A 6,487-nucleotide genomic window follows, 5' to 3' on the forward strand; every position below is an offset into this window, starting at 1 on the left:
TTCCTTTCAACGATTTTTATCATTATATGATCCCCTTACTCGTTGAAAAAACAATTTTCCTCTTTGGCTTCATACCTGCAACTTTTAACTCAGCCTTAATTCGTTGTCTTAAATTCAATAAATCATTTATATCTACTTCTGCATAACGGACAACATGGTCACCATATGCAATTGATACTACTCTTTCTCCACTTTGTAGCTTCTTTATTGCTTGTTCAACTTGAGACAAATACTCTTCGTTATACATTTTCCAACCACTTACTCTGTCTTACTTTTTTAGGCTTTTTACTTTCCATTTTTCCACTCAAACTATTCCATTTACTCTCTGGCCATCGATCAATCCCAAGTGCAATAGATGCAGCTCTGGCATAAATCCGGCAATCTAGTACCTCATTTCTTTCTCTTACCTTTTGCCACTCTTGTTTGGTGTAGCCTTTTACTACCTTGCTGACTAATTGCTCTGCCGTTAGCTGTTTGAAATATTCAGGTGCATACTCCGGAAAATGACAGTATCCTACTGGAGCTTCTTCACCTTCTTTTAAAATATTAAGCAATTGAAAAAGCTCTGACTTTAATATCGATACTCCTACTGGCCAGAGCTTTATTCCTCTTTTCAGCTTTTGCCCTCCAACTGTTATATCAACTCTACTTGGGCTGCTAAGTGGCACTAGGGCTTTATTTACACCTTTCACTGCCATTACTCTTCCAGATCCTTGATGACTTCTCACCCAGTTGTAAACTTCCTGCGTTGCATACCCTGCATCAACTGCCATCATGCTTATCATATATTCAAGACCATTTTCACCGATAAAATGATGATTAAGTAATTCTGAAAGCTTTCCCCATACTTCCCTACCTCCTGTATCTCCTTCAAATACTTGGTAGTCTATTGACCAATTTTCTCTGCCTTTTCCCCAGGCTACAACTTCTACTTCTAAACGATCTTTTTGAACATCTACTCCTGCTGTGAGAACTACTTCGCCTTTTGGTACTGTGCCTACGGGAAAAAATTCTCTCCTGTTAAATAATTGCTTCCAATCGGTACTTCTCCTTTGTCTACCCAAGTTTCTCCTAAAGTGGTATTTATCCAAACTTTTAGTAATTGTTCACTTTCCTTTGCATGGAGAAAATCCTCTACTGCTTGTTGCCAACTATACCAGCCAACTGGACTATAAAGACTTGAAAGATGAAATCCTTTTTTCTCACCTTTTACTCTATTAGTAGGCCTCCATTCTCCACGCTCAAGCATCTCTGTCTTTTGATGATTTTCTATCTTTTTACCACATTCTATACATATATAGTGTGCTGTATTTGGATTTTTATCTTCCCATTTTATTTGTGACCATTTTAATATTTGGTAATAATTACAATGCGGACATGGTACAAAAAAATATCTCTTATCTGTTGCTTCAAATTCTTTCTCAATTCTGCTTATTCCATGGTGTTGATACTAAAAAAATCTTTCGCCGTGCAAATGTATTAGTTCGAGCAATACTGAGCAGTACTGGATCTCCTTCTCCACCTGAGTCTCCTGGATAGGCGTCTATTTCATCAAGAAAGAGATATTTTACTGGCATAGATCGGAGGCTTACACTGCTGTTTGCTCCGGTTATTACTACTATTCCACCTTGAAATTCCTTACTCTGCACAGTATTGCCTGAGTCTCTTGACCTTGGGTCTTTTACTTTACTTTTTAAACATGGCGTACTCTCTATTAACGGCGCAAATCTTCCCTTTGACCAACGTTTTCCCACTTCAACTGTTGGCTGTACTACTAACATTTGGCCAGGAGTCTGATCTATAATATAACCTATCCAATTATTTCCTGCTTCTGTTCCCCCAATCTGCACTCCTTTCATGAATACTATTTTCTCTGCTGGTGAGGACGGAGAAAGTGAATCCATGATTTCTTTAAGGTATGGCGTTCTCTCTGTTCTCCATTTACCTGGCTCTGATGCTGCAGTTGGGGCTAAAACTCGATACTCATTCGCCCACTCTGATACTTTAAGTTGCGGATCTGGTCTAAACCTTCAGAAAATGATGTTGCGTATATCATTGTCTGCATCTACTCACAATTGCAACATCATTAACAGTAGAACTACACTCCTCCAATTCCATAAACATCTTTTTCTGAAATTCCTTTTCTATATATCTTTTGCTCATCTCACTTACCATTATTGCTACAACAAGCGCAAATATCCCTGTTATTGTTGCAAAAATGATTGCACTGCTTATTGTTGCTGCTGTTAAACCTATATATGCTGCCATTGCTACTGCGCTAACTGTAATACAGATGCAGATAATATTATTATGTTTTTTCATCCTTTTATCTGCTATTTCTCTCTGTGCTATATATTTATTATGAAGGGTTGGAAAATTAACAACGGTATCTCTGCAGAGTAACGCTCCATTTTTTTCATTAAATAAAACTTTTAGTAATTCTAAACTATTTGACTTGATTGCTAAGTGCAAAACAGGTGTATAGTTTGCTCCTTTTTTCAGTAGTAATTTTACTACATGTAAATGTCCTTTTTCTGCAGCAAGGTAAATCGGTGATAGACCTTTATTATTTACAATATCAATATCGATTTCTTCTTTTAAAATTGTATCTACAACTCCTCTTTGTGCAGCTAAATGTAGTAGACTATTCTTTTCAGAACCGTATTTATTACTCATCAAAGCCTTCTTTATCTTAGGTTTAGCGTAATCAAATGGTGTCTTACCGCTATCGTCTTTTACCAGAGGGTCTATATCTTCTCGCGTTAGTAAAACTTCTATTGTTTTAAGTCTTTCAGCGTAATGTAGTGGTGTTCTATTTTCGTAGTCTTGCAAATTGACTTGAGCATTAGGCTCCTTTATTAAGCATTTCAGAATATCAAGACATAAATCTCTTTCATCGTAATTAGTATTACTTACAGCTATATGAACAGGTATTGAGTTTTGTCCCATGCGTGCACTATTTACATCTGCTCCAAGCTTCAGCAGTAACTTTACTATCTCTAACTTTTTATTATTAACTGCATAGTGCATTGGTTCGTGCATCAAAGACATCTATTTCAGCTTTTCCTTCTCTTATCAAAATCTTTACAACTTCTGCATGTCCTATCCCTGCTGCTAGATGTAATGGAGTATGATGCAGAGCATTTCGTACATTAACATCAATACCCTTTCTTATTAAATATCTAACGGCATTAATTTCACCTATCATTGCAGCTAAGTGAAGTAAACTATCTTGTTCTGATCCGTATTTGTTATTAATTAGCGCTTTCAATATTTCTGCTTTTTTCCCTTCTTTGGCGTAATCAAGAACCATCATTATCTTCTACAAAAGGATTAATATTCTTTTTCGTAAGCAGCAGATCCACCATGCTTAAATTCTATAGCACAATGTAGTGGTGTCTTTCCATTTAATCCTCTGACATTAACATCTACTCCCGGTTGATTGATGAGACATTTTATTAACTCTAAACTTAGCCATTTTATATTCAAAATCTTTTTATATTTGAAATTTAGTGTTAGATAATTCTTGTAATGAGTTTGTAATCTCTTCGGTTAGCGCCATATGAATCTTTTCAGTGTCACTCAGTGATGCAAGTAGTGCTGAAACTCTATTCGGAATATTAAGCAAATTATTACGGACAACTCTTGCTACATTAAATGCTTCGCGCTTTACTTCCTCTACTGCTACAAGTTCACCAATCTCAGCTTTTGCCTTTGCCTCAAGCAGTTTACCTCGTTCCATTTCATTTTTTATTCTAGTTTTTAGCAACATCGTGGAAAGGTTACTTGTATTTTCGTTTTCTGGATTTTTCCTCCTCAGTGGCTGACTTGGATCTCTTATTGCCGCTACTGCTTCATTTGCTTGTTCTCTATTGATCAAACCATCCTCCAACTTAACTATTCCTTTTTTACTAAATAACAGACATATTGCTTTGATACTCCTATCTCTCTTGCCCATTCTGTTTGCGTGATTTTCACTTTTTTTTGCCTATTTTTTACGAGTTTTCTTCTTGAGTCTCTGAAAAGGTTTTGCCAGTATCAGCAATTCCCTACCTGTTTATACTTGCCAATATTTTAGAGATATTTTACTAGCATAAAGCGGAGTACTCCGGTTTATAGCTGCTTTCTTTTTATATAGTGAAATTTGTCTATAAAAGTTCTTTCAACTAATACTATAAATTACATCTTTGTAGTTATGAGATTCAACCACTACTTGCTCTAGCGTTAAACTGCTGCATTTAGCATCTTTACTATGGTTTTCTTCAAGCACTTTTGTCCTTGCTTCCTTTATTTCCTCAATGAACTTTCCATTAACTTTTTCTGGTTCAATTCTTTCCTCACAATATACAAGATTTGTGCAATTTGTTTTTCTGTAGTAATGTAGTCCAAGGAATATCACTGATAGTGCAAGTATACTCGAGCCTACAAGTAGTGATAGCCCTACGTTATTAATCAAAGCGTTCTGGTAAAACTTCTGTACACTATTAATACCACCTTCTACATACAGTAATAAAGGCCATACTATATTTGCAGCAACCAAACTGCTTAATACTGACTACTACGACAATGTTGTAAATTTTGACCTTTTTCATTGTTATGTTCTGTAGAATGAGATATATCTTTTACTCGAAACACTATATTTACTTCTTCAATATCAACTTCAATTCGCTTAACTAATATTCTGATAACATTACGTTTAGTTAGCCAATCTAAATCATCAAGCTTTGATTTAATATTGGAAAAAAACTCTTCTAAATTGGTTACAACGAGAGTTAATTCTTGTTGTAGATTTTTTCGATTGAATATTTTTTTCTTTTCCTCTTCAACTATTTTTAAGCTCTGTTTTGCTGCTTTAATTCGTGGTTCAAATTCTTCTTTGCTAATATACCCTTGAGTATAGCTATCAATAAGTCTTGAAATGCCTTGTTTCAGCTTATCATCTTGTTTTTTAAGTGAATCAGTTATTTGATCACATGGTGATTTTTGAAGTTCTGAAAGCCTACGCTGATATTCCTTTAAAATTCTGTTTGGATTTTTTAATAGGCTTTTAACTTCTTCCCACACAGCTGTCTCTAATGTAGAAGCACGAATTGTTTTACTATTACAAATCTTATTACCAGCAAAACGGTAAGCATCTGCGCCAATACAACGATAACATTTTTTTTGAGACTTGCCATATCTTTTAGCATAATAAGAATACTGGCAACGCTTGCATACCAATAAGCCTTGCAATAGATTAGTTGTTCCTATTTGTCTTGCTCTTTGCCTTTTTGCGTTCTCAGCTAATTGCTTTTGAACTATATCAAACAAATCTTCATCAACTATTTTAGGTACTGGAATGTAAATCCAATGTTCCCTTTCAACACGATAGGTAGAACTATTCTTTTTAGGTTGTTCACAGGAATGTTTGTATGGTCTTATTTGCGGCAGCTTTGCACCTACCTTTGTTTTACCAAAAGCTGCTTGTCCTTTATAGACAGGATTTTTTAGTGTACCACAAAGCGTGCCTTTATTCCAGCATTTTCCCTTCGCTGACATGATAGACATGGTATTTAGCTGGCGACATACTTCTCCAGCACTCATTCTTTCTCTGCCTATCCAAGAAAATAGCTTACGAACCACTTCCGCTTCTTCTTCATGAACTTCAAACCGAGCTTGCCCTCCTTCCATCTGTTTATTTATATAACGGTAGCCGTAAGGAGCTCTACACATTACATTTACACTACCTTTTTTAGCTGCATAAATTTTTCCTCGACGACATCTTTCAGTAATCTTTGTGTGTTCATATTCTGCTATCATACCTTGCATTTGTAACAATAAATGAGCTTCTGGACTATCATTAATCTGATTATTTAAAAAAATTACTTCTACTTTTGCTTTCTGTAATTCTTCAAGTAAAACCATCTGATATGCATATTTACGCGATAAACGATCAGGAGAATGAATATAGATTATGTCAATTTTACCTTCTGCTACTTTATTACGTAATTTTTCTAAGGCAGGACGAACTAAATTAGATCCACTATAGCCATTATCAACGAATTTATGTTCATCTAGCAATTCATGCCCATCTGCTTTAATTTTATTTTCTAAAGCTGAAAGTTGACTTGCAATCGTATTCTCTTGTACTTGTTTTTCTGAAGAAACTCTTGCATATAAGCTTACTGTTAACATTTGATCCTCCTTGAAGTTCTTTTTTATTTGCATTTACTGAATACTTTAGCACTGGCATTAATTTTGTGTAGGCGTCTAATAAATATACCTCTGCCAACCTATCAGGTTCATAACTAACTCGTATGGCAAATCTTTCTTTACTGTTCATAACATTCCATTTAAATAATATGCTCATTATTAATCCACTACATTAAAGCTGATAATTAGTTCGTCATTAGCGTCATAAATAAATGGAGCTCTTACTTTTGGACATAAAAGTTTTCTGGAAATACTTTTTTCAAGTTTTAAATTGTTGGCAACATTGTCGTAGGTG

The 6,487-nt window shown here is 35.1% G+C and carries 2 protein-coding genes and 4 pseudogenes; all 6 read right to left on the reverse strand.

What is annotated here, in order from left to right; translation table 11 throughout:
• Nucleotides 1-22 precede the first annotated feature (22 nt).
• Nucleotides 23-247 carry a gpW family head-tail joining protein gene (locus Wcon_RS08530; RefSeq protein WP_114517794.1) on the reverse strand — a complete coding sequence of 75 codons (225 nt, stop codon included), beginning with the start codon at nt 245-247 and terminating at the stop codon, nt 23-25.
• Nucleotides 240-2,056, reverse strand: a pseudogene (locus Wcon_RS08535) (phage terminase large subunit family protein). Before Wcon_RS08535 ends, Wcon_RS08530 begins: the two are co-directional and overlap by 8 nt.
• Nucleotides 2,053-3,483, reverse strand: a pseudogene (locus Wcon_RS08540) (ankyrin repeat domain-containing protein). The pseudogenes Wcon_RS08535 and Wcon_RS08540 overlap by 4 nt, the downstream one beginning before the upstream one ends.
• A gap of 13 nt (nt 3,484-3,496) precedes the next feature.
• A pseudogene (locus Wcon_RS08545) lies at nt 3,497-3,978 on the reverse strand (hypothetical protein).
• 184 nt (nt 3,979-4,162) lie between these two features.
• Nucleotides 4,163-4,555: pseudogene (locus tag Wcon_RS08550) on the reverse strand (hypothetical protein); the annotation flags it as partial.
• A complete protein-coding gene (locus Wcon_RS08555) occupies nt 4,546-6,207 on the reverse strand; it encodes a recombinase family protein (RefSeq protein ID WP_237350122.1) in 1,662 nt (553 codons plus the stop codon). The gene Wcon_RS08555 and the pseudogene Wcon_RS08550, both read right to left, overlap by 10 nt.
• Between the last annotated feature and the right edge of the window lie 280 nt (nt 6,208-6,487).

This window comes from Wolbachia endosymbiont of Cylisticus convexus, from assembly GCF_003344345.1.